A 3,775-nucleotide genomic window follows, 5' to 3' on the forward strand; every position below is an offset into this window, starting at 1 on the left:
AAGCTTTTCGCGATTTAATGGGACAATTGCTCTCGGAAAGCGACGCTAAGGTTGAGCAGTGGAAGACTCAAATCCTGGCAGCATTGGGCGAGAATGCTCAGGTAATCGTTGAGGTAATTCCCGAACTAGAGCGGATTATCGGACAGCAACCCCCCGCACCAGAACTCGTCGCCACTGCTGCCCAAAATCGCTTCAATCGGTTATTCGAGAACTTCATCTCTATCTTCGCCACAAAAGAACATCCCCTCGTTATTTTCTTAGACGACTTGCAATGGGCAGACTCAGCCTCATTGAAGTTGATTCAACTCCTGACGAGCGATAGCTCACGGCAATATCTCTTTTTAATTGGAGCGTATCGAGATAACGAAGTTTTTCCAGCACACCCTTTGATGGTGACATTAGCCGACATTCAAACAACCGGAGCTACGGTAAACACCATTACTCTAGATCCGCTGGAGCGCTTTCATTTGAATTGTCTGATTGCCGATACCTTAGCTTGTTCTACAGCGTTGGCTCTGCCTTTGACAGAACTCGTTTATCAGAAAACCGAAGGTAATCCATTTTTCAGCACACAATTCCTCAAATCTTTGCATGAAGATGGGATAATTGAATTTAATTTTGAAGCTCGGTATTGGCAGTGCGATATTGCTAGAGTGCGAACCTTAGCACTAACGGATGATGTAGTAGAATTCATGGCAATTCAGTTGCGAAAGTTGCCAAGCCGGACACAGTCCGTTTTAAAATTAGCTGCTTGTATTGGCAATCAGTTCGATTTGGCTACGCTGGCAATTGTTGATGAAAATTCGCCAACAGAAACAGCAACAGCTTTGTGGAAAGCATTGCAAGAAGGGTTGATTTTACCAGTTAGCGATGTTTATAAATTTTATCAAGAATGTGGTAACAGTTTATCAATAACAACCACTGGGGGAGAATCCGATCAATTACCAGTTAAAAATGACCAATTAGCTAAATACAAATTTTTCCACGATCGCGTCCAACAAGCAGCCTATTCCCTCATTCCCGAAGAGCAAAAGCGATTGACTCACTTAAAAATCGGTCAACGGCTGTTAAAGAATACGCCAGAAGTTGAGCGAGAAGAAAGAATGTTTGATATTGTCAACCACTTGAATGTGGGAGTAAATCTAATTACCCCCGAGGCAGAACGGGAGCAATTAGCACGGTTAAATCTGGTTGCCGGAAAGAAAGCCAAAGCTGCTACTGCCTATTCTGCAGCGGTTGAATATTTCAATAGTGGCAGAGAATTACTGGCAGTAAATAGTTGGGAGAATCAATACGAACTAACATTAGCGCTGTATACCGAAGCAGCAGAAGCGGCATATCTAAGCGGTGACTTTGACCGGATGGAGACATTAGCATCACTCGTGGAAAGCGGCGCCAAAACGCTACTGGAAAAAGTGAAGGTATATGAAGTACAGATAGAAGCTTATACGGCGCAATATAAGCTACAGGAAGCGCTGAATACAGGGTTGCCAGTCTTAAAGCAGTTGGGGGTAGAGTTTCCCTCCGAGCCAAATTTCTCTGATATGGGACAGGCACTAGGAGAAACAGCGTCTATTTTGAGCGGAAAGGGAACTGAGGACTTAATCGATCTCCCTCTGATGACAGATCCTCAACAACTAGCAACTATAACGATTCTGTCAAGCCTATTTTCTCCTGCCTACATAGCGCTGCCGCCACTCGCGCCTTTGGTAGTTTGCAAACAGATCAATTTATCTGTCCAATATGGCAATGCTTCTGTGTCTCCCTATGCTTTTGCCATATATAGTTTTCTTCTCTGTGGCATGGGAGATATTGAGCGGGGCTATCAATTAGGTGAACTTGCTTTACGTCTCGTGTCAAAATTAAATGCCAAAGAAATCCAAGCCAAGACATCCGCAATGGTGCATTCTGGTATTCAACCTTGGAAAGAACACCTCAGAAATACCTTAGAACCTTTGCTGTCAGATTATTTTTGTGGGCTGGAAACTGGAGAGTTAGAATTTGCTGGCTATGCTATCTATGAATACAGTTATTATTCGTATTTTATTGGCAAGCAACTAACGCAACTCGAACGAGAGATAGCAAGCTACGCAGATGCCGTTAGTAAAATTCACCAGGAAGCAGCACTTTCTTATCTGAAAATTGGTTGGCAAGCCGTTTTGAACTTGATAGGAAGATCGCAAGACCCATGCCATTTTAAGGGAGAAGCCTACGACGAAGAGACAATGTTCCAACTGTATCAGCGAACGAATAACTACCTAGGAATTCATTACTTATACTTGCACAAACTTGTGCTTTGTTATCTGTTTGAAAATTACCCGGAAGCATTTAAAAATATTGCTGAAATAGAAACTTATTTGAGCGCAGCTTCAGGGCAAATAAGTGTTGCTATCTTCTATTTCTACGATTCTCTAGTGAGGTTGGCGGTGTATTCGGATACTCCACAGTCTGAACAACAGGGCATTCTCGACCGAGTACAAGCTAATCAAGAAAAAATCCAGAAATGGGCGCATCATGCCCCGATGAATCATCTGCATAAATTCTATCTAGTGGAGGCAGAAAAGAATCGGGTTTTAGGCGAAAAAATAGAAGCGATCGAGATGTACGACAAGGCTATTGCCCTCGCCAAAGAGAACGAATACCTCAACGAGGAAGCACTTGCTCACGAACTCGCTGCTAAATTTTATTTAGAATGGGGTAAAGAAAAACTAGCCAAACCCTATTTAATAGATGCTTACTATGCTTACGCTCGTTGGGGAGCAAAAGCAAAGATTGACCATCTAGAACAGCGCTATCCCCAATTGCTTGCTCCGATCCTGCAACAGGAGCGAACTCGCCAGAATCCGATCGAAACAACTCACACCTCCAGCAGTGAATCATCCCTATCTAACACCAAGACAACAATGATTGGTAGCACCAGCAGTTGGGGGGTAGTAGATTTGCCGACAGTTATCAAAGCTTCTCAAGCTCTATCTAGCGAAATAAAACTCGCTCAATTGCTGAGTACCCTCATGCAAGTGGTGGTGAAGAATGCTGGAGCACAAAGCGGAGCATTAATTTTGAATGAAGAGGGAAACTGGAGGATAAACATCCACTGCACAAACCGTGAAGACTGCCTTCTGCAATCAATTCCGGTTGAGGAGAGCGAAGTAATTCCTCTGACGCTGATCAACTACGTCAAACGTACAAAAGAAACCGTGATTTTTGATGATGCTAGCAATCAACCAAGATTTGCATCTGACCCCTACATGATTCAACACCAACCTCAGAGCCTGCTTTGCACTCCGATCAGCGAGCGAGGAAACACGATGGGGATTCTGTACTTGGAAAATAATTTAGCAACAGGGGTATTCACGAGCGATCGCGTCGCCATCCTCAACATCCTGTGTTCGCAAGCTGCAATTTCCTTACAGAATGCCCGACTGTATCAGCAATCCCAGGAATATGCCCAAAAACTAGAGCTTTATCTCAGCGATCTCAAACACATGCAACTGCAACTGGTACAGAATGAAAAGATGTCTGCTCTCGGCAATCTCGTGGCAGGGGTAGCCCACGAAATTAACAATCCCGTAGGCTTTATCGCTGGCAACTTGCAACCGGCTCTTGAATATGTGGGGGATTTATTCAACTTGATTGATTTGTATCAAGAAAAACTTCCCAATCCGGGACGGGAAATTGAAACAGAAATTGAGGATATGGACTTGGAGTATTTGCGAGAAGATTTGCCGAAATTGATAGGCTCGATGCAGGAGGGAGTCGATCGCATCCGCAATAT

Annotated in this window: 1 protein-coding gene; it reads left to right on the forward strand. The window is 43.8% G+C overall.

All coding sequences use genetic code 11. The features are described 5' to 3' along the window. Positions 1-3,775, forward strand: a 3,775-nt coding sequence (locus tag QUB61_RS38315; RefSeq protein ID WP_333190423.1) for an AAA family ATPase, incomplete at both ends; no start/stop codon positions are given.

This window comes from Microcoleus sp. C2D2 (assembly GCF_036702495.1).
In the GTDB taxonomy this organism is placed as follows: domain Bacteria; phylum Cyanobacteriota; class Cyanobacteriia; order Cyanobacteriales; family Microcoleaceae; genus Microcoleus.